Annotated in this window: 15 protein-coding genes; 8 read left to right on the top strand and 7 right to left on the bottom strand. The window is 73.3% G+C overall.

The annotated features are described in order from the left end of the window. The first annotated feature begins 25 nt into the window (after nucleotides 1–25). The gene (locus WMF28_RS05950) at nucleotides 26–4,516 is read left to right on the top strand and encodes a translocation/assembly module TamB domain-containing protein (protein ID WP_437601093.1); all 4,491 of its coding nucleotides are present in this window, start codon (nucleotides 26–28) and stop codon (nucleotides 4,514–4,516) included. Between the two features lie 19 nt (nucleotides 4,517–4,535). On the opposite strand, the gene WMF28_RS05945 is transcribed toward WMF28_RS05950, so the two are convergent. Next, on the bottom strand, nucleotides 4,536–5,357 hold the full coding sequence (locus WMF28_RS05945) for a phosphate/phosphite/phosphonate ABC transporter substrate-binding protein (protein ID WP_437601092.1): 822 nt from the start codon (nucleotides 5,355–5,357) through the stop codon (nucleotides 4,536–4,538). 363 nt (nucleotides 5,358–5,720) lie between these two features. Between WMF28_RS05945 and WMF28_RS05940 the strand changes: the two genes are divergently transcribed. Both WMF28_RS05940 and WMF28_RS05935 read left to right on the top strand, forming a co-directional pair. After that, a complete protein-coding gene (locus WMF28_RS05940) occupies nucleotides 5,721–9,038 on the top strand; it encodes a POTRA domain-containing protein (RefSeq protein ID WP_437601091.1) in 3,318 nt (1,105 codons plus the stop codon). Between the two features lie 560 nt (nucleotides 9,039–9,598). Next, the gene (locus WMF28_RS05935) at nucleotides 9,599–10,156 is read left to right on the top strand and encodes a hypothetical protein (protein WP_437601090.1); all 558 of its coding nucleotides are present in this window, start codon (nucleotides 9,599–9,601) and stop codon (nucleotides 10,154–10,156) included. A gap of 76 nt (nucleotides 10,157–10,232) precedes the next feature. Here WMF28_RS05935 and trpA read toward each other — a convergent pair whose 3' ends face one another. The 4 genes from trpA to trpD are packed head-to-tail and all read right to left on the bottom strand — an operon-like array spanning nucleotide 10,233 to nucleotide 14,820. Further along, a complete protein-coding gene (gene trpA, locus WMF28_RS05930; RefSeq protein ID WP_437601089.1) occupies nucleotides 10,233–11,057 on the bottom strand; it encodes a tryptophan synthase subunit alpha in 825 nt (274 codons plus the stop codon). Further along, nucleotides 11,054–12,247 carry a tryptophan synthase subunit beta gene (trpB, locus tag WMF28_RS05925; protein ID WP_437601088.1) on the bottom strand — a complete coding sequence of 398 codons (1,194 nt, stop codon included), beginning with the start codon at nucleotides 12,245–12,247 and terminating at the stop codon, nucleotides 11,054–11,056. The genes trpA and trpB overlap by 4 nt, the downstream gene beginning before the upstream one ends. A 58-nt stretch (nucleotides 12,248–12,305) precedes the next feature. Beyond that, the gene (trpCF, locus tag WMF28_RS05920) at nucleotides 12,306–13,784 is read right to left on the bottom strand and encodes a bifunctional indole-3-glycerol-phosphate synthase TrpC/phosphoribosylanthranilate isomerase TrpF (protein WP_437601087.1); all 1,479 of its coding nucleotides are present in this window, start codon (nucleotides 13,782–13,784) and stop codon (nucleotides 12,306–12,308) included. Then, nucleotides 13,777–14,820 (bottom strand): anthranilate phosphoribosyltransferase, encoded by a 1,044-nt coding sequence (trpD, locus tag WMF28_RS05915; RefSeq protein WP_437604219.1) that lies wholly within the window; start codon nucleotides 14,818–14,820, stop codon nucleotides 13,777–13,779. Before trpD ends, trpCF begins: the two co-directional genes overlap by 8 nt. Before the next feature lie 961 nt (nucleotides 14,821–15,781). On the opposite strand from trpD, the gene WMF28_RS05910 reads away from it, so the two are divergent. From WMF28_RS05910 to WMF28_RS05890, 5 genes are all read left to right on the top strand, one after another. After that, a complete protein-coding gene (locus WMF28_RS05910; protein WP_437601086.1) occupies nucleotides 15,782–16,255 on the top strand; it encodes a response regulator in 474 nt (157 codons plus the stop codon). A 199-nt stretch (nucleotides 16,256–16,454) separates the two neighbouring features. Then, nucleotides 16,455–18,800, top strand: a complete 2,346-nt coding sequence (locus WMF28_RS05905) for a sulfatase-like hydrolase/transferase (RefSeq protein WP_437601085.1) — start codon at nucleotides 16,455–16,457, stop codon at nucleotides 18,798–18,800. A gap of 17 nt (nucleotides 18,801–18,817) precedes the next feature. Next, nucleotides 18,818–19,909: a formylglycine-generating enzyme family protein gene (locus WMF28_RS05900; protein WP_437601084.1), complete on the top strand. Its 1,092-nt coding sequence runs from the start codon at nucleotides 18,818–18,820 to the stop codon at nucleotides 19,907–19,909. Nucleotides 19,910–20,032: 123 nt separating this feature from the next. After that, nucleotides 20,033–20,647: an SH3 domain-containing protein gene (locus tag WMF28_RS05895; protein ID WP_437601083.1), complete on the top strand. Its 615-nt coding sequence runs from the start codon at nucleotides 20,033–20,035 to the stop codon at nucleotides 20,645–20,647. Next, nucleotides 20,644–21,948, top strand: a complete 1,305-nt coding sequence (locus tag WMF28_RS05890; protein ID WP_437601082.1) for a guanine deaminase — start codon at nucleotides 20,644–20,646, stop codon at nucleotides 21,946–21,948. Before WMF28_RS05895 ends, WMF28_RS05890 begins: the two co-directional genes overlap by 4 nt. A 45-nt stretch (nucleotides 21,949–21,993) precedes the next feature. Here WMF28_RS05890 and WMF28_RS05885 read toward each other — a convergent pair whose 3' ends face one another. Then, nucleotides 21,994–22,164: a hypothetical protein gene (locus tag WMF28_RS05885; protein WP_437601081.1), complete on the bottom strand. Its 171-nt coding sequence runs from the start codon at nucleotides 22,162–22,164 to the stop codon at nucleotides 21,994–21,996. Between the two features lie 199 nt (nucleotides 22,165–22,363). Next, nucleotides 22,364–23,740: a hypothetical protein gene (locus WMF28_RS05880; protein WP_437601080.1), complete on the bottom strand. Its 1,377-nt coding sequence runs from the start codon at nucleotides 23,738–23,740 to the stop codon at nucleotides 22,364–22,366. Nucleotides 23,741–24,157 lie beyond the last annotated feature (417 nt).

The following is a 24,157-nucleotide window of genomic DNA, read 5'->3' as shown; positions in this document are numbered from 1 at the left end:
CGCGCTTCAGCTAAGCTGCGCCCCGATGCACGGCACGAGGAGAAAAGGCTCCCCGCCGCGAGCCCGGAGGGACTGGGGGCGCCTCGCCGTGCGCGTGCTGTGCGTCGTGTTCGCGGTGATCGGGGCGATCCCGCTCGCCGTCGGCTTCCTCGTGCGGACCCAGGCCGTGCGGGCCTGGGCGGCGGTCGAGACGGCCGCGCTGCTCCAGAGCGAGCTCGGCATCACCGCCCGCTACGACGTGCGCGTCCAGGCCTGGCCCCTGATGGTCGGCCTGAACCGCCTCGTCGTCGACTCCTCGGACGGCGGCGCGCCGTTCCTCGAGCTCGAGCGCGTGGCGATCCGCCCGCGCCTGTTCTCGCTGATCGCGGGGCGCATCGACGCAGGCGACGTCGAGATCGTCGGCCCGCGCGTCCGCGCCGTCGTGAAGGACGGGGAGCTCCGCAACCTCAACCTCCCCCGCACCAGGAGCAGCAGCGACGAGAGCGTGCTCGACCGCGCGCCGCTCTCCTCGGTGGCCATCACCGACGCGCAGGTCGACCTGACGATCGACAACCTCCGCATCCAGGCCCGCGAGGTCGACCTCGACGTCTCCGCCGAGCCGTCCGACGCGTTCGAGATCGCGTTGCGCTCCGGCCTCATCTCGGTCGTCCACACGCACGCCGCGCCCGGCCGCGAGGCCGAGGAGGACAGCGTCGACGAGGACGTCGTCTGCCGCTTCGACACGCGCATCCGCGTCGAGCCGGGCCGCGCGCTCGTCCGCCGGCTCATCCTGGAGGGCGCCGCCGACTTCGATCCGGATCCCGGCACCGCGCCGCCCTGCGCGCTCCAGGAAGGCGACTGGCGCCGGGTGGAGCTCGAGCTCGGCGCCCTCCGCGCCGTGGGCCTCGGCGGCGGCATGCCCCACCGGATCGAGGGCCGCGTGCGGGCGCGCCTGCCGGTCCCGATCGTGCACCGCTTCGTGAGCCTGCCGCCCTCGTCCGGCTCGCTCGCGCTCGACGTCGACGCCGAGTACGACGCGGCGTCCGCGCCGCTCGGCCTCGCGCTCCCCCGGGTGAAGGGGACCCTCGCGATCGACCAGCCGGGCCTCGACGGCAGGGTCTTCGTGACGCGCCTCTCGAGCAAGCTCGCGACGACCCCCGACGCCGTGCAGCTCTCCGACACCGCCATCGCCTGGGCCGACGGCACGCTCAAGATCTCCAGCGCGGAGATCAAGCCGTTCGAGAAGGGCATCCCGCTCCAGGTGGGGCCGGTCGACCTCGCCGGCATCCAGCTGCCCGGCCTCCTGCGCGACCTCGGCGTGCACCCCCAGGCGCACGTCGCCTGGACGCTGCGCGAGGGCCGGTTCGATCGCTTCGGCGGCACGCTCTCCCCGCTCTCCCTCGAGGGGCCGCTCGCCGTGCAGACGCACGGCTTCGACATCTTCGATCGCCCGACGACGGACCCGGCCCGCCAGCGCCTGATGGGCGTCAAGGAGGGCACCGTCCGCGGCTCGTTCCAGGTGCGGCCGAACGCCGTCGTGCTCTCCGGCTTCTCGGTCGACACGCCGGGCTCGCACCTCCGGGCCACCGTCTCGCTCGGCTTCAACGACCAGCTCGGGGTCGAGATCCACCCGGGCTCACAGGTGGACCTCGCCGATGTCTCGCCGCTCGCCGCGCTCGATCTCGCCGGCGTCGCCACGCTGAAGGCCTCGATGCACGGCCCCTACGGGCACCCGAAGCTCAAGGGCGAGGTCGGCATCGAGAAGTTCGTGTTCGCCGGGTTCCCCATCGGCGACCTCGAGCCCTCGCCGGTCGCGTTCGAGCCGCTCGCCGTGACGCTCGAGAGCGCGCGCGTCCGGCACGGGGCGAGCCGCGTCCGGGTCCCCTCGATCAAGATCGACTTCGACCCGGCGGGCAACCTGCCGAAGGGCCGCCCGCTCGACAGCGCGTCGGGGATCGTGGTCGTGGACGCGACCGTGGACACGCGCGAGGCGCCGCACCTGGCCGCGCGCGACCTCCTCGAGATGCTCCGCCTCGAGAAGGATCCGCGGTACGCCGGCTACAAGGCGACCGCGAGCGGGACGGCGCGGGCCCACTTCGCGCTCGGCGGCCCCGAGGACCGCTGCGGCGGCGGCTACCTCGCCGTGAGCGCCGGGATGCGGCTCAGCGGCGTCGAGCTCCTCGAGGAGCGCTTCGACGAGGGCGAGGTCGACCTCAACCTGATCTGGGACGACCAGGCCGCCGGCGGCGACGGGATGCGGCTCGACGTCCGCTCGGCGTCGCTGCGCAAGGGCACGGGCTCGGTGCTGGCGAGCGTATCCGTGGCGCACGGCGGCGCGCTCAAGGGGAGCGTCATCGCGAGCGGCCTGCCGCTCACGCGGATCGACGCGCTCGGGCCGGCGGGCTCGCTGTTCGACGGGTCGGTGTCGCTCGTCGCCAGCCTGGGCGGCACCGTGAGCCGGATGGCCGGGTTCGCGGACGTCCACGTCTCGCGCGTCGGCATCCGCCGCACGCACGCGAGCCTGCCCCCCTCGCGCGTCGAGCTCACGATCGTGCCCACCGAGAGGGCGCCCAGGATCCTCGGCAGGACGCCGATCTGCGGCAACCCCCAGGGCGCGCCGTTCGACCCGGTGGAGTTCGAGCGCGACCTCCCCGACGGCTCGTTCATCGCGAACGGCTCGCTCTTCGGCGGGCAGGTCGCGCTGGAGGGGCTCCGCGTCACGCGCCAGCAGCGCAAGATCGTGGACGGCAAGGTGCGCATGGACGCGCTCGACCTCGGCACGCTCGCGAACCTGATCCCGGGCGTCGCGTTCTCGGCGGCGACGCCGAAGGGCACGCTGACCGCGACGCTCGACGTCGAGCGGCTCCCGCTCGCGGACCCGAAGCAGGCGGCGCTCACGCTCACGGTCGGCGCGTTCAAGCTGGAGCGGGAGGGCCAGGGGCTCCACCTCACGGCCCCGACCGGGCCGATCCGCCTCGCGGAGAACGCGCTCCGGGTGCCGGAGCTCCGCCTCGAGGCGCACACCGCTTCGCGCCTGTCCGCCGCGTTCACCGCGTCCGGCGAGGTCGAGCGGGTGTTCACCGCGCCCGACCTCGACATCGCGATCCGGGTCAGCCCGACGAACCTGTCGCGGCTCAGCGCCGACATCCCGCAGATCCGGCACGCGCGGGGCACGGTGCAGGCCGAGGTCCACGTGAGCGGTCCGCTCCAGGCGCCGCGCTACACGGGCTCGGCGACGCTCAAGGAGGGGGAGCTCGACGTCGTGGGGCTGCCTGTGTCGCTCGACGACATCGACGTGGAGATCGCGATCGGCGACGATGTCGTGCGCCTCACGCGGGCGACCGCGCGGGTCGGCACGGGCACGGTGAGCGCGGCCGGGCACATGCCGGTGCGCGGCCTGAACCTCGGCATGGCGACGGCCTCGATCGTGGCGACCGGCGTGAAGCTGCCGGTCGCGGACGGGGTGAACCTCACCGCGAACGCCAACCTCGTGGCGCGCTTCCAGCCCGGCGTCGAGGACGACGCGTCGGGCGAGAAGAACCTCCCGGAGGTCGAGGGCAAGATCACGCTCACGTCGTTCAACTACACGCGCCCGATCCTGATGAGCGTCGACCTCGGCGACCTGACGGGCCGGCAGCGGACGACGGTGCAGACCTACAACCCCGCGGCCGACGCGGTCCGGTTCCGCGTCACGGTCCTCTCGCCGAATCCGCTCCATTTCTCGAACGATCTCGCGGACATGCGGCTCGAGGTCTCGCCGACGGGGCTCGAGCTGTCGGGCACGAACCAGCGCTTCGGCGCGCGCGGGTCGCTGCGCATCCTGCCCGAATCGAAGCTCATGCTGCGGAGCACCGAGTTCAACGTCCGGGAGGGCTACGTCCGCTTCGAGGATCCGTTCCGCATCGCCCCCAAGGTCGACGTGCGCGCCGAGAGCGAGTACCGCCGCTACACGGCCATGAGCAGCAGCGCCGCGGCGGACCCGTCGGCCGGCGCGGAGGCGGCGGCGCCCACGGGCATCGGCGCCGGCGCGAACGCCGGCGGGCACTGGCGCATCAGGCTGCACGCCCAGGGCGACGCCGACAACCTGCAGCTCAACCTGACGAGCGATCCGCCGCTCAGCCAGGAGGACATCGTCCTGCTCCTGACGCTCGGGATGACGCGCGCCGAGCTCAACCAGGGCGTCGTGTCGTCGCTCGGCGAGACCATGGGCCTCGAGGCGCTCTCGTCGCTGACGGGCGCGGACAAGGCGGTGAAGAACATCGTCCCCATCATCGACGAGTTCCGCTTCGGCACCGGCTACTCGTCGAAGAACGGCGCCCCGGAGCCGACGGTGACCCTGGGCAAGCGCATCACGGACGCGGTGCGCGCCAACGTCACGACGGGGCTCTCGCAGGGCAGCCAGGTGCGCGCGGGCGTCGAGGTGAAGCTCAGCGACCGCATGAGCATCCAGGGGTCCTACGACAACGCGAACGACGCCGCGAGCTCGCCGCTCGGCAACGTGGGCGCCGATCTCCGGTGGCGGCTCGAGTTCGAGTGACGCGCGCGGACAATCGCCGTCAGGAGGCGGCGGCGAGCGCCGCGGTGGCCGCGGTGGCCGCGTCGAGCGCGCCGTACCGGTCGTCGCGGCCGGCCACCCACTGCCTGTGGCCCATGAGCTCGAAGATGCGCCGGTGCTTCGGGTTCTTCCAGGTCATGCTGAGCAGCGCGCGCTGGAACGCCTCGGCCTTCGCCTCGGGCAGCGCCGGCAGCGCGTCGAACATCGCGAAGTCGTAGGCCGGCGTCGTCCAGAGGACGTCGACCCGGCGGAGATCGATGCGGCCGCTCGCCTGCTCGGCCAGCCACACCGCATCGCCGACCGCCGCCGCCTGCGCCTTGCCCTCGTGCAGCGCCGCGAGCGCCTGGACCTCGCTCGTCGCGGTGTCCCCGTGCTTGCCGAGGTCCACCTCGAACGGCATGAGCTGGATCCTGTCCACGGCCACCCCCGCCTGCCGGAGGAAGTGGAGCGGCAGGATGCGCGCGTGCGCGGAGTCGGCGCTCCCCACCGCGAGCACCTTGCCCTCGAGGTCGCTGAGCGCCCCGACCGCGGCGTCGCGGCGGACGAGGAGCTTGCTGTGGAAGTCGCGGTCGATCTCGCGCATCGCCAGCGAACGGGACCGGCCCTCGGTCTGCCGCTTGACCCGCACGTGCGAGATGGCGCTGTCCCAGGCAACGTCGATGTGCCCGCGGACCAGCGACTCCACCTGGCGCTCGTACGTAGAGAATAGCGCGAAATCAATCACGATTCCATGCTCGCGAAAGTGCTCGCGCAGGCTCTCCCACAGCGTCACGACCTTGAGGTCGTGCGCAACGGCGCCGACCAGCATCGCCAGATCCTTCATCCGGTGCCTCGCACGGGCGGCGACGCTAGCACGAGGTCCGCCCGCCGAGAGCCCCGCGTCTCGCACATCGGCGCGTCGAGGCGTCGATCCGACCGGGCCCCGGGCCTCCCGGGCGCTGGAGCCGGCGCCGTTCGTGTTGGTGCGCGAACGGGGCGCGGGCGCGGCGACGCGCGGATGCGGGCGGTCGCGCTGCGGCGATGCAGGGCGCGCGGGCGGCGTCGCCGCGCGGGAGGCCTCTTGCCCAACCGCCGTCCAACCGGGCTACGCTGCGGTCTTCGTGCACGCCGGCGCCGGTTCATTTCGTTTTCGTCCCCCGGCGCTCCGCACCTGATGGCTCGCCTCCGCTCCGCCCTCATTCCCCTGTTGCTCGGCCTTTTGCCGCTCGGCGCGCTCGCCGTCCCCGCGCGCGCCGACCAGGGGCCCGCGCGCCCGGCCCAGGCGAACCAGGTTCAGGCTGAAGCCGGCGCCGAGGGCGCCGACGTGCCGTCGCTCCAGCAGCCGCTCGCCCTCGGAGAGCTCGTCGGCAAGCCGATCGTCCGCATCGATGTCGCCGCGCAGGGCGACCGCTGGCAGAACGCGTCGCCGGTCACCAGCGTCGAGCTCGGCGAGCCGCTCAGCCCCGACGCCGCTCGCCGCGCGATGCGCGAGCTGCTCGCCTCTGGCAACTTCGCCCGCGCGTCGGCCGAGGCCTACCTGCTGCCGGACGGCGCCGCGCTCCGGATCGTCGTCGTCCCGCGCCGGCGCATCGCGACCGTCCAGATCACCGGCGGCGCGCTCGATCGCCAGGGCACCCTCGAGGCCGCCGGCATCGCCGAGGGCGGCGAGATCACCGCCGCGGCGCTCGCCGAGATCGACCCCCGCATCCGCGCGTTCTACGCGCAGCACGGCTACCCCGCGGCCGCGGTCACGGTCCGCGTGGTCGACACCGACGAGCCGTCGCAGGTCGTCCTCTCCCTCAACGTCGAGGCCGGCGCCCCGCGCGTCGTCGCCCAGCGCGTGTTCGTCGTCGACCCGCGCGCGGACCGGGAGCTCGGCTCGCTCAGGGAGAGCTACCGCCTCGGCGTCGGCGCCCGCGTCGACGAGCCCGCCCTCGCCGAGGCCGACCGCGAGATGGCCGAGCTCCTCCGCCGGAGCGGCTTTCACGACGCCGAGGTCTCCCACCGCGTGCTCGCGGTCGGCCCGAACAATTACCTCTACGTCTACCTCGATCCCGGCGCGCGCATCGTCCCCGCCTTCGACGGCAACCGCGCCTTCGACAGCGACGCCCTCGAGGCCGCGCTCGACCTCGGCGAGACCACCGAGACGAAGCCGGACGATCTCGCCGACCGGCTCACCGCGTTCTACGTCGCCCGCGGCTTCCTCGACGCCAAGGTGACCCCGTCGCTCGGCGGCAAGCCGGAGGATCCGGTCCGGTACCTGACCTTCACCGTCCGCGAGCACGAGCAGGTGCGCGTCACGAAGCGCGTCTTCCCCTGCCTCACCGGCGACCTCAGCCCGGACGATCTCGGCCGCGAGATCGAGAGCTTCCTCGAGGAGGACCTGCCCGGCGCCGACGCCTTCTCGATGCCCGACCCGCGCGGCATCCCGGACCTGTTCGGCCCGACCCGCGGCGCCGGCGGCCGGGCCCGCCCGGTCGAGCTCATCCCGGCGATGACGTACGAGCAGGAGACCTACGAGCGCGCCCTCAAGCACCTGCGCGACCTCTACAGCAAGGGTTACCTGAACGCCGTCGTCGGTCCGGTCTCCGTGCTCCGCGCCACCTGCTCGCGCCGCTCGACGCCGGGCGCCTGCGTCCCCGAGCCGGTCACCGAGCGCGTCACGGCCCAGTGCCGCACCGACGCGCTGGGCCTCCCCGTCCCCGAGCCGCCCGTCCCCGCCGCCCTGACCTGCCGGCCCGACCCGGCGCGGCACATCACGTGCGCCCCCGAGGTGACGCTCCGCATCCCGGTCCATCCCGGCCCGCAGACCCGGCTCTACGATCTCGCCTTCGAGGGGAACAAGGGCTTCTGCGGCCAGGGCGGCCTGACCGAGCGGGACCGGAGCTTCTGCGCCGAGGAGAGCCCGTTCAGCGAGCGCTGGCTCAGCCGGGTCGCGGACCTGAAGGTCGGAGAGCCCCTCTCGACGCTCGCCCTCGACGCCGCGCGGCTGCGCATCCTCGATGCCTACCGCGACCTCGGCTACGCGTTCGCCGAGGTCCGCACGGCCATCGAGCCCTCGCCCGACCGCACGCGCGCCCGCGCGCGGTTCATCGTGTCGGAGCGGGATCGGGTGACGGTCACCGGCATCGTCGTCAAGGGCGCCGTCCGGACCGACGAGCAGCTGATCCTCCGCCGCGTCCTGCTCCGCGAGGGGGCGCCGTTCCGGCAGTCGCAGGCCCGCCTGAGCGAGGAGCGCATCGCGACGCTCGGCCCCTTCTCCAGCGTGTCCATCTCGCTGGAGGACCCGGACGTCCCGCAGAAGAACAAGCGGGTCATCATCCATGTGGTCGAGCAGCTGCCGCAGTACCTCAACCCGCAGATCGGGTTCTCGACCGGCGAGGGCGCCCGCTTCGCCTTCGAGTACGGGCACCGCAACATCGGCGGCCTGGCCATCGGCCTCACGATGCGCGTCCAGCTCAGCTACCTGTTCGAGTTCATGATCGTGGACCCCGCGGCGCGCCGCCACTACGAGGAGCTCAATGGCTCCGATCAGCTGGAGCGCCGCAACACGGTCTCGATCACGCTCCCGGAGATCGGCCTCGGCCCGCTCGTCAGCCTGTCCCTGGCGGGCATCGACGTGCGCGACAACCAGCTGGATTTCGGCTTCACGAAGCAGGCGCTCATCCCCGCGATCACCTACCGCCCGCGGCGCGCCGTCACGACGCAGCTCGCCGTCTCGACCGAGCTGAACGACGTCGGCTTCTTCCCGGGCGCCGTCGGCGACGACAAGCAGAAGGTCCTCGACCAGCTGCGCATGCCCGAGGGCCGCACGATCGCCCTGGCGCAGCGGATCGACGCGTCCTGGGACACGCGGGACACCCCCTTCGCCGCGACCCGGGGCTTCCTCCTCTCCGGCGGCGTCGAGCACGTCGACGCGTTCGACGCGTTCGACTCGGCGAGGACCCAGTCGAGCTTCCCCGAGAGCCACTTCCTGCGGTTCACGGGCCGCGTATCGGGCTATATCCCCCTCGCGAACCGGTCGAGGCTCACCCTCGCGCTGAGCCTGTCCGGAGGGTACATCCAGCCGCTCGTCGCCGAGAGCGGGACTTACCCTGACCGCCTGTTCTTCCTCGGCGGCGTCGACTCGCTCCGTTCCCATCTGGCCGAGTCGCTGTACCCCGAGGACGGGCTCGAGGAGGCGAGGGAGGCGCTGAAGGCGTCGGACCCGGACGCTCCGGAGGCCCAGGTCTCCACCGACGATATCCCGCGCGGCGGAACGGTGATGGTGAACCCGCGCGTCGAGCTGCGCGTTCCGCTGACCGATCTGCTCCAGCTCGGCCTGTTCCTCGACGCGGGCAACCTCTGGATCCGGGCGAGGAACGTGAACCTCGACCCGCGGCGGCTCCGCTACGGGCTCGGCGCTGGCCTGCGGGTGAACACCCCCATCGGCCCCCTCGCCTTCGACTACGGCTTCAACCTGAATCCGCGCGAAGAGCTCGACGAGCTCGACGGGGCCCTCCATTTCTCCGTGGGGCTCTTCTGACAGGCGGCGTCGCGTGCGACGCTTGGCTCGCGCCCTCACGACGCCGGACGCGCTCGGCGGCCGGAGGGTCGCAAAAGCAGCTCCCAACTCACCATGACGAGGCTCCCCTGATGAACGGCACTCTCCGCGTGTGCGCCCTGCTCGCCCTGACATCGATCCTGACGACCGCCGGCTGCGGGGACGACAGCGCCGCACCGAGCAGCGCCTCGAGCGGCGGCGGCGGCGCGGGAGGCCAGGGCGGGCACGGGGGAACCGGCGGTGCCGGGGCAGCCGGCGGTGCCGGCGGTGCCGGCGGTGCCGGGGCAGCCGGCGGTGCCGGGGCAGCCGGTGGTGCCGGTGGTGCCGGAGCAGCCGGCGGTGCCGGTGGTGCCGGGGCAGCCGGCGGTGCCGGGGCAGCCGGCGGTGCCGGGGCAGCCGGCGGTGCTGGCGGTGCCGGGGCAGCCGGCGGAACCGGCGGTGCCGGGGCAGCCGGCGGTGCCGGCGGTGCCGGAGCAGCCGGCGGTGCCGAGGCAGCCGGCGGTGCCGGCGGCGCGGCGTCGAGCAGCTCGGGCGGCGCGGCGGTGTGTGGCGACGCGCGGTGCGACGAGGGCGAGACGTGCGAGAGCTGCCCCGGCGACTGCGAGGGATGCGCGCCAGCCTGCGGGGACGCGCGCTGCGAGGCGCCGGAGACGTGCGCATCGTGCGCCGGCGACTGCGGCGAGTGCCCGCCGGTCTGCGGCGACGGCACGTGCGAGCCCCTGCGGGAGAACTGCCAGGCGTGCGCCTCCGACTGCGGCGCATGCCCGCCGGACGACTGCAGCCACGACCTGTGCGAGGAGGGGGCCCCGCTCCTCGACGGCTGCGACCCGTGCGTCACCGCGCTGTGCGCCGAGGACCCCGCGTGCTGCATGAGCGCGTGGGACGCCCACTGCGTCGACGGGCTCGCCGCCGCCTGCGGACGGGCCTGCGGGTGCGCACACGACCTCTGCGAGGCGGGCGATGCGCTGGACGCGTCGTGCAACAGCTGCGTCGGGAATGTGTGCGACGAGCTCGATGGAGACCCCTTTTGCTGCATGAACAGCTGGGACGAGAGCTGCATCGAGCTCGCGCGGATACGGTGCAACGTCGCGTGCCCGTGAGCTCAGCTCGCCGCGCGGCGAGCCGCGCAGAGGGCGGCGCCGCGCGGCATCGAGAGGACGGCGGCGACCGCCGCGGTCAGCGCACCGTGGCCGCCTTCATCTCGCGGACGAAGCCCGCGACGGCGCGCGCGGCCGCCTCGGGATCGCCGAGGTTCGCGGCGATCCGCTGGACGACCGCGGACCCGCTGATCACGCCGAACGCCCCGGCGGCGAGGGCGTCGCGCACGTGCTCGGGCTTCGAGATGCCGAAGCCGAGGATCGCGGGCGGCGCGCCGAACCGGCGCAGCGTCTCGAGGAGCGTGCCGTGGCCGAGGCGCAGCTGCTCGTCCGCCCCCGTCACGCCCTTGCGCGTGACGCAGTAGGTGTACGCAGCGCACCGCTCCGCGAGCAGCTGCAGCGTCGGCTCCGAGGCGTTGAGCGGCGCGATCAGCACCGGCGCCACGCCCGCCTCGCGCGCCGCCGCCACGTACGGCTCCGACTCCCTCACCGGCACGTCGGCGACGAGCACGCTGTCGACCCCGGCCGCGGCCACCGACGCGTAGAAGCCCTTGAGATCGCGGTGCTTCACCAGGTTCGCGTACGTCAGGAGGCCGACCGGCACGTCCTTCGCCTCCGCCCGGAACCGCGCGAGGAGCTCGATGCAGTCGGGCGGCCGCACGCCGGCCGCGAGCGCCCGCACGGCGGCGGCCTGGATCGTCGGGCCGTCCGCGATCGGATCCGAGAACGGGATCCCGACCTCGATCGCGTCGGCGCCGCCCTCCACCGCCGCGCGGAGCAGCCGCGCGCTCGTGGCGAGGTCCGGATCCCCGAGCATCAGGAAGGGGATGAACGCCCCCTCCCCCCGCTGCCGCAGCCGCTCGAATGCGCGATCGTAGCGCGTCGTCATCGCCTCCCGACTCATGTCGACCTCCCGGGCTCGAGCAGCTTCTGCGCCTGCTCCATGTCCTTGTCTCCGCGGCCCGACAGGTTCACGACGAGCACCGCCTCGCGCCCTGCCTGCGCCGCCTCCGCCGCCATCTTCATCGCGTGCGCGATCGCGTGCGCCGACTCGAACGCCGGGATGATGCCCTCGCTGCGCGCGAGCCGCTGGAACGCGTCGAGCGCCTCCTGGTCGGTCGCCGCCACGTAGGTCGCCCGGCCCGACGTCATGAGGTGCGCGTGCTCCGGCCCGACGCCCGGGTAGTCGAGCCCCGCCGACACCGAGTGCGTCTCGGCGACCTGCCCGTGCTCATCCTGGAGGATGTAGGTCTCAGACCCGTGCAGCACGCCCGGGCGGCCCTTGAGGAGCGTCGCGCCGTGCATGCTGGTCGACAGGCCGTGGCCGGCGGGCTCGACGCCGACGAGCGCCACGTCCTTGTCCGGGATGAACTCGGAGAAGATCCCCATCGCGTTGCTGCCGCCGCCCACGCACGCGACCACCGCGTCGGGCAGGCGCCCCTCCGTCTCCAGGATCTGCGCGCGGGCCTCGCGGCCGATCACCCACTGGAAGTCGCGCACGATCGTGGGGAACGGGTGCGGGCCGGCGACCGTCCCGATCAGGTAGTGCGTGTCCTCGTAGCTCTCGGTCCAGTAGCGCAGCGCCTCGTTGAGGGCGTCCTTCAGCGTCTGCGAGCCCGAGGTCACGGGCACCACCTCGGCCCCCATGAGGCGCATCCGGAAGACGTTGAGCCGCTGCCGCTCGACGTCCTTCGCGCCCATGTAGATGCGCGTGGGGAGCCCGAGCAGGGCCCCGATCATCGCGGTCGCGACGCCGTGCTGGCCGGCCCCGGTCTCGGCGATGAGCCGCCGCTTGCCCATGCGCCGCGCGAGCAGCCCCTGGCCGAGCGCCTGGTTCGTCTTGTGCGCGCCGCCGTGGAGCAGGTCCTCGCGCTTGAGGTACACCTTCACGCGCGGGTCGCCGGTCAGGTTGCGGCACAGGGTCAGCGGCGTCGGGCGCCCCGCGTAGCTCGTCAGCAAGGCGTTGAACTCCGCCGCGAACGACGGATCGCCGCGCGCCTCCAGGTACGCGCGCTCGAGCTGATCGAGCGCGGGTACGAGGATCTCCGGGACATAGGCGCCGCCGAAGGCGCCAAAGCGACCGCTTTGCTGCATGGTGATTGCCTCGATCCGTCGATGGTGCGTGGTGCGTTGTGCGTCGTGGAAGATGCGGTCAGGGGGAAGCGCGGTCCGCCGGGGCCGCGGGGCCAGGGTCGTGGCGCGAGGGGCCGCGCGCGCCGTCGAACAGCCGCACGAGCAGGTCGGCGCATTTCTCGCCGGGCGCGCTCTCGACGCCCGAGCTCACGTCGAGCGCCCACGCCCCGACCCGGCGCGCCGCGGCGACGTTGTCCGGCGTGAGCCCACCCGCGAGCAGGCTCCGGGCCCGCGCCGGGTGGTGCTCGATCGCGCTCCAGGCGAACGTCCGCCCGGTGCCTCCCCGCGCCTCGGCCGTGCGCGTGTCGAAGACGAGCCGATCGGCGCGGCGCTCGACCTCGGCGCCCGCGCCGGCCGCCCCCGAGGCGCCGGGCGCGCCGGCCGCATGCTCGCCGGACGGCGCCATGGGGACCGCCTTCCAGACCTCGCAGCCCTCGGGGAGCGCGCGCCGCAGCCCCTCGACGTACGCGGCGTCCTCGTCGCCGTGCAGCTGCACGGCGCGGAGCCCGAGAGCGCGCGCCGTATCGGCGACGAAGCCCGCGGATTGATTGAGGAAAACGCCGACGAAGGGCAGCCCCGCGGCGGTGGCGATCGCGATCTCGGCCTGCTCGCGCGTCACCCGCCGCGGCGAGGCCTCGGCGAAGACGAGGCCGCCGAAGCGGGCCCCGAGCCGCTCCGCCTCGCGCGCGTCCCCGGCCCGGGTCAGGCCGCAGACCTTCACCCTGCCGTTCACAAGCGCGCGCGCGGCGTCGGCGATGTCGGGGCTGCGCATGAGCGAGGTGCCGACGAGGAACCCGTCGACCGAGCGCGCGAGCCGCTCCACGTGGGCGCGCGACTCGACGCCCGACTCCGCGATGACGATCCGGTCGCGCGGCACGCGCGGGGCGAGCCGCTCCGAGACGGCGAGATCGACCTTGAGCGTCCTGAGATCGCGGTTGTTGATGCCGATCACGGGCGCGGGCAGCGCGAGCGCGCGGTCGAGCTCCGCCTCGTCGTGGACCTCGACGAGGCAGTCCATGCCGAGCGCCTCGGCCGCGCCCAGGCAGAGCAGCGCTGTCGCGTCGTCGAGCACCGACAGCATGAGCAGGATCGCGTCCGCGCCGCGCGACCGCGCCTCGACCACCTGGTAAGGGCCCACGACGAAGTCCTTGCAGAGGAGCGGGACGTCCAGGACCTCGCGCACGGCCTGGAGGATCTCGAAGCTGCCCTGGAAGAAGGGCTCGTCGGTCAGCACGCTCACCGCGTCGGCGACGCCGTAGTAGGCGGCGGCGACGGCGTGCGGGTCGAAGTCCGGCCGGATCAGGCCTTCTGACGGGGACGCCTTCTTGCACTCCAGGACGAACCGCGCGCCCGGCGCGGAGAGCGCGCGCCGGAGGCTCCGCGAGGTGGGCGGGGCGTTCGCCCTGAGGACGGCGAGCGGGGTGCGCCGCTCGCGCTCCGCCACGTCCGCCCGTTTCCGCTCCACGATGCGCGCGAGGACATTGCTCTGCTCAGCCATGGTTCGCCTCCTTGCGCGCTTCTTGAGACCCTTCCCGGCTGAGCGCCACGAAGCGCGCGAGCCGCTCGGCCGCGCGCCCCGAGCTCAGCGCGTCGAGCGCCGTGGCCGTCCCCTCGCGCAGGCTGTCGGCGCGCCCGCCGATCCAGAGCAGCGCCCCCGCGTTGAGGGCGACGGCGTCGCGGTGCGCGGGCTCGCCGCGCCCGGCGAGGAGATCGCGGAGCCACGCCGCGTTCTCGGCCGGGCCGGCGCCCCGGAGCGCCTCGATCGGCGCGGGCGAGACCCCGGCGTCCGACGGGTCGATCGTGAGCTCCTCGACGACCCCGTCGCGGAGCCGGGCGGCGCGGGTCGGGGCGTGCAGGGCGATCTCGTCGAGGCCTCCGCCGTGCACGACGAGCGCGGCCTGGCAACCGAGCATCCCGAGCGTGCGCGCGGCGTGGACGACGAGCTCCGGATCATAGATGCCCATCACCTGGATCGGCGGCGCGCTCGGGTTCACGAGGGGGCCGAGCAGGTTCATGATCGTGCGCACCTTGAGGGCGCGGCGCACCGGCATCGCGTGGCGGAGGCCGGCGTGGTACTGCGGCGCGAAGAGGAAGCAGAAGCCGACCTCGTCGAGGGCCCGGCGCGAGACCGCGGCCGGCGGGTCGAGCCGGGCGCCGAGCGCCTCGAGGGCGTCGGCGGAGCCGCACTGCGAAGAGACCGAGCGGTTGCCGTGCTTGGCGACCGGCAACCCCCCTTCGGCCGCGACGAAGGCGACGGCGGTCGACACGTTGACGGTGCGCTGCCCATCCCCGCCGGTGCCGCAGCAGTCGGCGTACGCGTAGGCCGGCCGCTCGAACGGCGCCGAGGCCCCCCGGAGCGCGCGCGCGGCGCCGGCGATCTCGGCGGGGGTCTCGCCCTTCGCCTTGAGCGCGACGAGCAGCGCGGAGAGCTCGATCTCGGTCAGCGCCCCCGCGACCACGTCACGAAACAACGCCTCGGTCTGCTCGGCGGAGAGGTCCACGCCCGCGCAGAGCGCATCGATCACTGCATGCATCATGGTTCGCTCCTCATGTTCACGGCCGTTGCGACAGACACTGCTCCTCGCGATTCGAGCGTCGGACTGCGGCGCCTTGCATAGCGGACAAAAACGAAAAGGCCCACCGTTGTTCGGCGGGCCCACTTTCTTCTTTCCTTCAGGTCGGCCTCCCCCGAGTAGGGAGGCGCGTTACCCGTCGTTGGGGCCCGCCTTGGTACAGCACCAGCACCACCAGCGCAGCCGGGCCACGCGCGAGCCCACCTGGGCGGCCGCGCGCGGCCCGGCTGCGCCGAGGACGAAAGCCTCGGAGCCGGAGCGAGCGGAGGACGCGGGGAGCGCGCGGGGCATGCGGGGAACATAGCTTGCGGCCGCGCGGGGGGTCAAGCGGGTTTGCGGCGGTTTCCGCTTCGCTGGTTCTGTCGGTCTTGGCCGTCGTCCACCTGCCACCTGCCGGCGCGCTGCCGCGGCGCGCCGCTGCTCTGTCGCTCTGTCGCTCTGTCGCTCTGTCGCTCTGTCGCTCTGTCGCTCTGTTGCCTGGCGGGTATCCGTGCGGTCGGGGCGCGCGTGTGCAGGACAGACGCTGTGGCGGAATCCGCGTGGCGGGAGATATCCATGCTCGGCGGGCTCGGTCCGCTGTCACGTTGTCTCGGAGCGGCTCACTCACCCTCATGACGGATCACAGGACCAGGACGCCTTCATATCGCATGAGCAACCCCTCCCCCTCGGCCAGACCCGCTCTGGATGCACCTCGATGAAGTCGATTCGCTGGACTGACCGTCTATCCGGGCTGCATTGGAATGACGGCGTCAGGACCTTGCGAGGCCGAGGTCGGGGCGCGGCTCGGCAGGGGGCGTCCCGAACCTCCCCGGGTGGGGCAAAACTCCCCTGGTCAGGCCGGCCCCTGGCCCTGGCGGAACGAGGCACGCAACGTGCAGTGAGCGTGGGGTCGCCGGCCTCGTCGGCACGGAAGGAGCTGTGCATGAGCCTCATCGACGCGTGGGTCGGCGATCCGCCACCCCCCCCGCCCGCCGGCCGGTACGGCGCGGGCTGCCGGGTGATCGTGGCCGAGGATGACGACGAGATGCGCGCGCTGCTGACGTCGACGTTGAAGTGTGACGGCTTCGAGGTCGTCGAGGCGAAGAACGGGCTGGAGCTCCTCGATTACCTCCTCCCCCTGTTCGCCGGCCGGGAGCCGCCCGCGCCGGTCGACGCGATCGTCAGCGACATCCAGATGCCGTGCTTCACGGGCATGGAGGTGCTCGCCGGCCTGTCCGCGGTGCGGGGCCGGCCGCCCATCGTCCTGATCACCGCGTTCGGCGAGAGCTCCACCCACGCGCTGGCGCGCTCGCTGGGCGCGGTCGCGGTGCTCGACAAACCGTTCGACCTCGACGCGCTGCGAAGCGTGATGAGCCGGGTGATCGCGGCGCGGCAAGCGCCGGAGGACCCAGGCTGAGCTCCCGGGGTGCACGCGAAGGACGCTCGTGCGGGCCCCGTCGCCCTCGGCCCATCCGCCCCCGACCCATCCGCTCCCGCAGGATACTTTCCGGTTGCGTGCACCGATGGTAGGCCCCCGTTCTGCAGGGCGCACGACCTCGCGGCCAGGCGCGACAGGCCCTCGCGAGGCGCTCGCCCGGCCCTCCCCCTGTGTGCCCATGATCACCGCCGAACCAGGTCCCCCGCCGCCGCCGAGCGCCGCTGACGCTCATCAGAGCGCCCCGCCGCGATCGCCGAGCGGTCCGCCCGCCCGCACGAGCGCGCCGTCGGCGCGGTCCGTCCCCCCGCCGCCGCGCCGCAGCGCCTGGACCACCCGCCTCGGCGAGGCCTGCGTGCTCGGCCTCGGCGTCGCGTCGCTCTCGGCGGTCCCGACCGCGCTGCGCACCGCGCGCGCCGGCGCGTCGTTCCTCGACGGGCTCCTCGTCGGCACCGCGATCCTGCTCCCGCTCGTCACGCTCGCGCTCATCCTCTCGCGCGCCGCCGGCCGCGGCTTCCGGGGCATCGTCGGCGCGGGCGGCGAGCGCCTCGCCGTCCTCCGCGTCGCGCTGTGGATCGGCGTCGCCGTGCCCGTGCTCGCCGCGCTCGCCGCCCTCCTCAAGGCGGCGACCCACCACCGCGGCCTCGCCGGCGCGACCTTCGGCGTCCTCGGCCTCGCCGGCGTCGTGGCCGCGGCGGTCCTCACCCAGCGCCTCGTCGCGCTCGGCGACCGCCTCGCCGCCCGGGGCGTGAAGCCATGGATCCTCGCCGTCGCGGGCGCCGCCATCGGCGTCCTGCCCCTCGTCGCCGCCTTCGCGCCGCTCGCCGCCCTCGCGGGCAGCGCCCCCGGCGACGCCGGCGCCGCCGTGCGCGCGGCCATCGTCGACGGCGCCATCGCGCTCGTGGCGACCGCGCTCGTCTCCAGCGTCGACCTCAGCGCCGCGGTGGGCCGCATCGCCGGCCTCGCGGGCGTCCCGCTCGCCGCCCTGGTCCTCATGAGCGCGACCGCCCGGGTCGAGTCGTTCCCCCCGCTCGGCCAGGCCGTGCGCGCCGGCGGCGGGCTCGCGGCGACCCTCTTCGGCGCGCTCGAGCGGTGGACCGACCGCGACGGCGACGGGATGGGCTCGCACTTCGGCGGCCTCGACTGCGACGAGGGCGACCCCACCCGGTATCACGGCGCGCCGGACATCCCGGACGACGGCATCGACCAGGGTTGCGGCGACGCAGCCCTGGGCGACGCCTCCCGGCCCGCCGGGGCGCTCGCGGGCACCGCTGCCCCTCCTGCCAGCGCCGCGCCGGCCGCACCGGCCACGGCCGCGCGCGCCGCCGCCGTGCCCGCGGCGCACGACGATCGCGGCGCGGTGATCCCGGCCGTCCTGATCAGGGCCACCTCCCCCGCCGCCACGCCGACGCCCGCCCCCGCGTCCGCGCCGGAGCGTCCCGACATCCTCCTCGTCACCCTCGACACGGTCCGCGCCGACCACACGTCGGCCTACGGCTACGGCCGCGACACGAGCCCGCGGCTCGCCGAGCTCGCGGCCCGCGGCGTGCTGTTCGAGCGCGCCTATGCCGCCTCGAGCGAGGCGCAGCGGGCCATCGCGCCGCTCGTCACCGGCCGCCGCCTCAACCGGGCGGCGCGCGACCGCCGCGCCTGGCCGACGCTGCTGCCCGAGAACGACACCCTCGCCGAGCGCATGAAGCGCGCCGGCTACCTCACCGCCGCGGTCAGCTCGTTCACGTGGATCAGCCGGGAGCGCGGCTTCGACCAGGGGTTCGATCGCTTCGAGACCGTCTACGACGAGGCCCACCCCGAGCGTGAGGCGACCGGTCACCTCGCGGTCAAGAAGGCCATCGAGCTCCTCGAGGGCGACGCCCCGCGCGCGCAGCCGGTCTTCCTCTGGCTCCACCTCTTCGACGCCCACGAGCGCTATGTCGCCCACCCCGGCATCCGCTTCGGCTCCGGCAGGACGGCCGCCTACGACGGCGAGATCGCCTACGTCGACCGGCAGCTCGGCGCCCTGCTCGACGCCGTGGCCCGGGGCCCCCGCGCCGACCGCACCGCGATCATCGTCCACGGCACGCAGGGGGAGGGCCTCGGCGAGCACGCCACCTTCGGCCACGGGGTCGAGCTCTACGAGGAAGCGATCCGCGTCCCGCTCGTCGTCGCCCTCCCCGGCGCAGCTCCCGGCCGCTACCCGCACCCGGTGAGCACGGTCGACATCGCGCCCACCGTCCTCGAGCTCGGCGGCGCGGAGGTCACCGCCGTCGAGGGCGGCTCCCTCGCCGCCATCGCCGCCGGCGCGGACCGCGCGCCCCGAGGACCGGTGTTCGCCCGCACCGCCCGCCGCGCGGCGGTCGTCGACGGGCACCTCAAGCTCCTCGTGCTCAAGCGCAAGAAGCGCGACCGGATGCTCCTGTTCGATCTCGAGCGCGATCCCCGGGAGACCCGCGATCTGTCGAACGAGCGCGCCGGCGACGTGGCGCGGCTCCGCGAAAAGTTGTCTGCCTTCGAGTCTCCCGCGCAGTAAAGTCTACGCGAGGGAGCATGCACAGGTTCGCCCACCCGACGCGGAAGCCCGCGCCCCCCCGCGCGAGGGCGCTGCGTGCGGCCGTCGCCGTCGGCTTCGCGCTGGGCATCGCCGCGCTCGCGCTGCTCGTGGTGCGGCTCGCGGAGGCGCCGACCGTGCCGCTGACGCTCGGAGCGAGCGCCATCACGGGCGCGCTGCCGCGCCGACTCCGGTTCGAGTGGCGCCTCGTCCGCGATCGCCACTGGCAGATCGCGTCGTCTCCCGCCGAGCCGCGCGACGCGATCGACCAGATCGAGGGCAACCGCGGCGTCTGTGCGACGGGCATGGTCGAGGTCTCCGGCCTCATGAAGCTCGACCCGACGCCGAGCGCTCAGGGCGACCTGCGCTCCATCGACGAGATGCAGCGGACGACCTGCAAGCACTGGATCAGCCGGAATTATCCGGAGCGGTGCGCGGAGTTCGACCGCGAGAAATGGCTCTCGATGTCGAGGGAGCTCGACACGAAGCCGATGCATTTCTGCATGGATCGCTACGAGTACCCCAACCAGAAGGGGGTCTATCCGTTCATCCTCGTCTCGTTCTACGAGGCGAGCGAGCTCTGCGCCGAGGAGGGCAAGCGCCTCTGTGACGAGGCCGAGTGGACCTTCGCCTGCGAGGGCGAGGAGGCGCGCCCCTACCCGTACGGGTACGTCCGCGACCCGGAGGCGTGCGTCGTCGACCAGCCGTGGCGCGCGTTCATCGAGACCGCGCTGCGCCCGCGGGGCGGCTCTGCCGCCATGGCCGAGATGGATCGGCTCTGGCAGGGCATGCCGTCCGGCGCTCAACCGCGCTGCCGGAGCGCGTTCGGCGTGTACGACATGACCGGCAACATCGATGAGTGGACCCGTTCCGTCCGCGAAGGTGAGCGCCCCTCCATCCTGAAGGGCGGCTACTGGGGCCCAGTGCGCACGCGTTGCCGCCCTTCGACCCGCTCGCACGACGAGAACCACATGTTCTACCAGCAGGGCTTCCGCTGCTGTGCGGCCCCCGGGGCTGCGCACGCCATGCCCGCGGAGCGCGCCGTCTCCAGCGACCCTGCCGCCGCCCCGCTGCCGCGCGAGCTCCGCTGACGCGCTCGCCGGCGTGGTGCCTCGTTCGACCGCTGCGCCGCGCCGCTCCGCCGCGCGCGCTCCGCCGGGCGCGCTCCGCCGCGCAGTCGACCGCGCTCGCCGCAGCGCGTATCCTCTGCGCTGATGGACGACTCTCCCGCCGGACAGGGTGCCTCGCCTGGCTCCCGCGACGTGCGCGCTGCGCACGCCGGCACGCGCCTCGCTGCCCGGGCGGCGCCGCCGCCGGGCGCCGCGCCTGCGCCGCCGCGCGCGCGCCGGCTCGATCGGCTGACCGGGCTCGTGCTCTTCGCCGCCGCCGCCGTCGCGCTGCTCCCGACGGCGCCGCTCGTCCTGCGCGCGGTCGCCGGCGAGCGGTCGCCGGTGCAGGGCGCTGGCCGGTTCACGCACCTCCTGGAGGGGCGTTCCCCGGCGGCGGCGCGCTCGCGGGCTCACCCTCGCTTCCCGTTCGACGAGGAGCCGGGCGCTGACGAGCCGCGGTCGCGGCACGACGACGGCCCTTCTTTTGACGACGAGGGCGAGGAGCCGGGCGCGCCCTCGCGCCTCCAGCTGGGCATCGCCTCGCGCGGCATCACGCTGCTCGAGGAGCCGCGGGCGGGCGGCGCCCGGATTGGCGCGATTGCCGCCGGCGAGCTCGTGATGATCGTGCGCGAGGCCGGCGCGTGGGCCCTCGTTACAAAGAACCAGGGGGACGGCATGGTCATGGGCTGGGCGCGCCGGAGCGAGATCGCGATCCGATGAGCGCCCGGAACGGCGGCTTGCCGCGCGCCTACCGCGGCCGTTTGCTCACGCCCCTCGCCGCGCCCGACGGCGGTGCACAGGTCCGCTTCCTGGATGACGCCTTGCTCGTGGTCGGCGCCGACGGCCTCATCGTCCAGGTGGCGCCGTTCGCCCCGGGCGCTTTCCGCGGTCCGGTGCTCGACCTGCGCCCTGCGGTGCTGATGCCCGGCTTCATCGACGCGCACCTGCATTTCCCGCAGACCCGCATCATTGGCAGCGCCAGCGGCGCCCTGCTTGACTGGCTCGATCGGTCTGTCTTCCCCGAGGAGGCTCGCTTCCGCGACGCGGGTTATGCCGCGCTGGTCGCGGGCGAGTTCACGGATCGTCTGCTCGCGTCGGGCACGACCACCTGCGTCGTCTATTCCAGCTCGTGCGCCGGGGCGACCGACCAGCTCTTCCGCGCCCTGCTGCGCGCTGGCTTGCGCGGCATCGCTGGCCTCACGCTCATGGACCAGAACTGCCCTGAGGCGCTCTGTGTCCCTCGCGACGAGGCCATCGCGGCGGCCCGGGATCTCGTGCAGCGCTGGCACGGCGAGGGCGGCGGCCTGCTCGAGTTCGCGATCACGCCCCGCTTTGCCCCCACGTGCTCGCGCCCCTTGATGGAGGCGGCCGCGCGCCTCGCGCGGGATCACGACCTCCTCGTGCAGACGCACGTCGCCGAGAGTCCGGCCGAGTGCGAGGCCGCCCTGCGCGAGCACCCGTGGGCGCGCGATTACGTCGACGTCTACGACCGGGTTGGCCTGCTCACCGGGCGTACCCTGCTCGCGCACGCCATTCATTTCTCGCCGCGCGAGTGGGATCGCGTCGCCGAGGCCCGCTCGTCGGTCGTCCACTGTCCTGACTCGAACTTCTTCCTGGGCAGCGGGCGCATGCGTCTTGGCGACGCCCGCGCCCGAGCTGTCCCGGTCGCGCTGGGCAGCGACGTCGGCGCGGGTCGCAGCTTCGACATGCGCCGCAGCATGTCGAGCGCCTTTGACAATGCCCTCTGCCTTGGCGACCGCCTCACCCCGTCCGCGCTCTTCGTCATGGCGACGCAGGGCACGGCCGACGCCATCGGACTGGGCCGGGTGATTGGCAGCCTCGAAGCCGGCAAGGAGGCTGATTTCCTCGCCGTCCGTTTCCCCGACCACGTGCTCGGCGAGTCGGATCTATTGAACCATCTCGCCTTCGCCCCCGAGACCGCCGCAATAAAGCGCTCCTTCGTCCGCGGCAATCCCGTCCACCCCCGCCCCCCCGGCTCTCCCCCCCTGATTCACCTGTAGGCCCCCGTGACGGCAATCCCGTCCACGCCCTCCATGGGGGCCGGTCTACTCCGCTTCGTAGACCTCGAGCTCCCAGACGAGGATCTCGAAATCGCGCCGCAGGATGTACCGAGCGCCGTCGTCCCCGCGCACCTTGAAGTAGAGGTGATCGCCCCCTGGCCATCGGTCGAGGATCTCCGTCACCCGCACGCGGCGCTCGCCCAGGGTGAACGCCACGGGCTCCTCGCTTCCGCCGTGGCCGGCACGGCACGCCACATCGACCCGCATCTGTCCTCGCGCAGGGTAGCAGGCCCGGGCGCCCGGCTCTCGCGATCCGCCCCGGAGGGGAGGCTCGCCGGCCGGGCGGCGCCTTGGACCGGCGCTCTTCGAGGCGATGCGCGCATCACACGCATCGCGCCCGGGAGCGCCTCCTCGCTCAGTCGGGGGTGACCGAGCAGCCGTAGAGCAGGTTCATGCTCGCCGTGTTGTCTTGCACCGCGACCGTGCACGTCTCCGGGCACAGCCGGATGAGCCCCTCGTCGATGTAGAAGGACATCGCCTTGCACTCCTCGGGGCTCTTCACCTGGGCGAAGGTCTGCTTCTGCCCGCCGTTGCTCGGCGTGAACTCGATCTGCACCGTCGCCAGATCGATGGCGTGCCCGCCTGGCGCCTCCGGCACCTCGATCTCGCACGACAGCTTGGCGCCCGAGATCACGCTGTCTGCGATCGCCTGGAACACGGCGTCGTAGGTGTCGTACTGGTTGATCGGGTACCTCAGCCCCCCGGTCATGACGCTGAGGGACTGGTAGGTCGTCCCGGGATCGACCGAGCCGGGCCGGCACTGCTTCCAGGTGGCGGGCGCGTCCGGCGGCCAGGGCGCGGTCGGCGGCGTGTTCTCGACGATGCCCACGAAGCTGTAGAACATGTAGTTGCGCGCGCTCGTCGAGCCGAAGTACTCCGGCGCGAGCGCCGTCAGCGCCGCGTCGAAGGCCTCTGCCGAGCGGGTGCCTCCGGCCACGTTCTCGTTCTCGGGCAGATCGTCGTCGAGGTCGTAAAGGGTGATGTCGCCGTCGTCGGTTTGCGTGGCGCTGGCGCCGAGCGACCTCGTCGAGCAGTCCACGCCGTCGTCGGTGATCTCGACGAACACCTTGAGCGAGTCCATCCGGAGCCACTGCGACCACCCGGGCGATGTGGCCTCCCCCCGGGGCGGGATCGCGCCCTTCACGGTGTCGAGCGCCAGACAGAGCGAGTCGAGGCTGCTGACATCCAGGTTGTACTGATAGAAGTGCGGCGGATTGGTGTTCGGGTTCGCCGGGAGCGGCGAACAGCTCCCGCTGCCGAGCGGCGCCTCGATGCAGACCGACTGCTCCTGCGTCGAGCTGCCGTGCCTCGAGAGCATGATGACGCGGTAATCGATGCCGCTCCGCTCGATGATCGAGGCGAAGTTCTGGTTGATGTTCCGCTGGACGCTGTCGATCTCCTCCGTCATGCTCTCGGAGTTGTCGATGATGAAGATGATGTCGGCCGGGCGCTGCTCGTAATCGGCCTGCAAGCTGGTCGCGACACACGCGGTGTCCTCGTTGAGCGACGCATCCCCGGTCCCTCCATCGAACTGGAACCCGCCGCCGTCCCCGCTCCCGGTCGTATCATCGCCCCCGCCCCCGCCCCCGCCCTCGCCGCCCCCGCCGCTGCCAGAGCCGTTATTGCCGGAGCTCGCCCCACCACCCCCGCCGGAGCATCCACCGATGAACGCCGCCGCCGCAAGCAAACCCGAACCAACCAGCCCAACAAGCGTCTTCGTCGAGAGCTTCAAATGGACCTCCCAATGGGGGGCGCGATAGTGCGCAGCAACGGATGTTACCAGAGACACGTCCGGATGGATGCGATCTGCATGAAATAATCGAACCTGACGGGAGGTAGACGACCGACCACCACTGTCGGCCCATGTACCTTGCCTGCGACCGATCGACTCGCGATCTGGGACAGCCTCCCCTAAGGGGCGAGGAGATGGCCGAGCGCGGGTGGACGGGAGCGACGCGCGACAGGGAGGGCCGGTGCGGCCCGTCGAGACCACCCTCGGGTACACGCGACGCGCGCCGCGCACAGCGATCCTATCGGCTCCCCTCGCCGCCGTGCACAGGAGTCGTGTCGTCCCTGAGCGCGCTCCTCGCGAAGCTCCCCCCGCGTCACCCTCCTCGTCCCCGCTTCGTAGACGGCAGACCCTCCTCGG

The organism is Sorangium sp. So ce590 (assembly GCF_051521365.1).
In the GTDB taxonomy this organism is placed as follows: Bacteria; Myxococcota_A; Polyangia; order Polyangiales; family Polyangiaceae; genus Sorangium.
Note: the sequence above shows the minus strand (reverse complement) of the source record. Positions and strands in the feature narration are given on the sequence as shown.

What these genes read in the sequence shown, in the direction of transcription:
- WMF28_RS05950 (WP_437601093.1), top strand. Translation starts at nt 26, where the DNA reads ATGCACGGCACGAGGAGAAAAGGCTCCCCGCCGCGAGCCCGGAGGGAC.
- WMF28_RS05945 (WP_437601092.1), bottom strand. Translation starts at nt 5,357, where the DNA reads ATGAAGGATCTGGCGATGCTGGTCGGCGCCGTTGCGCACGACCTCAAG.
- trpA (WP_437601089.1), bottom strand. Translation starts at nt 11,057, where the DNA reads ATGAGTCGGGAGGCGATGACGACGCGCTACGATCGCGCATTCGAGCGG.
- trpB (WP_437601088.1), bottom strand. Translation starts at nt 12,247, where the DNA reads ATGCAGCAAAGCGGTCGCTTTGGCGCCTTCGGCGGCGCCTATGTCCCG.
- trpCF (WP_437601087.1), bottom strand. Translation starts at nt 13,784, where the DNA reads ATGGCTGAGCAGAGCAATGTCCTCGCGCGCATCGTGGAGCGGAAACGG.
- trpD (WP_437604219.1), bottom strand. Translation starts at nt 14,820, where the DNA reads ATGCATGCAGTGATCGATGCGCTCTGCGCGGGCGTGGACCTCTCCGCC.
- WMF28_RS05910 (WP_437601086.1), top strand. Translation starts at nt 15,782, where the DNA reads ATGAGCCTCATCGACGCGTGGGTCGGCGATCCGCCACCCCCCCCGCCC.
- WMF28_RS05905 (WP_437601085.1), top strand. Translation starts at nt 16,455, where the DNA reads ATGATCACCGCCGAACCAGGTCCCCCGCCGCCGCCGAGCGCCGCTGAC.
- WMF28_RS05900 (WP_437601084.1), top strand. Translation starts at nt 18,818, where the DNA reads ATGCACAGGTTCGCCCACCCGACGCGGAAGCCCGCGCCCCCCCGCGCG.
- WMF28_RS05895 (WP_437601083.1), top strand. Translation starts at nt 20,033, where the DNA reads ATGGACGACTCTCCCGCCGGACAGGGTGCCTCGCCTGGCTCCCGCGAC.
- WMF28_RS05890 (WP_437601082.1), top strand. Translation starts at nt 20,644, where the DNA reads ATGAGCGCCCGGAACGGCGGCTTGCCGCGCGCCTACCGCGGCCGTTTG.